This window comes from Ralstonia sp. ASV6, from assembly GCF_016429285.1.
Classification (GTDB): Bacteria; Pseudomonadota; Gammaproteobacteria; order Burkholderiales; family Burkholderiaceae; genus Ralstonia; species Ralstonia flaminis.
Map to the genome: position 1 here is coordinate 1 of NZ_JAELUI010000363.1, position 458 is coordinate 458.

The window sequence follows — 458 nt, forward strand, 5'->3', positions numbered from 1 at the left end:
GGCTCATTGTGGACCACACAACTTGGCGTTGGATTTTCTACCTAAATCTACCCGTCGGCGGCTTCGCTTTGTTGCTTCTAATAATATTTCTTAAGGTCCAAGGCGTTGACAAAACCGCACCAAACATGCGTATAACCCGAATCGACTGGATCGGCAACGTCATTATTGGGGGCGCCGTTAGTGCCATCCTCATCGCCCTCTCTCGTGCCGGAACCACATCCCCCTGGTCATCCTGTATGGTCATCATACCCTTAGCCATTGGCTTCGCTTCCCTGGCTGGCCTGATGTTCTTCGAAAAATCTCGCTTCGTCTCGCAGCCAGCCATTCCGCTCCACCTCTTCTCCAATCGGACGTCTGCTACCGCGTTTTCACTCACCTTCCTCCATCGCCTCGTAGCAGTTGGGACTGTCTACTTCCTTCCACTTTACTTCCAGGGAGTTCTCGGCTCATCCCCATCC

Annotated in this window: 1 pseudogene; it reads left to right on the forward strand. The window is 53.1% G+C overall.

What is annotated here, in order from left to right:
- Positions 1–8: 8 nt before the first annotated feature.
- A pseudogene (locus JHD73_RS29835) lies at positions 9–458 on the forward strand (hypothetical protein); the annotation flags it as partial.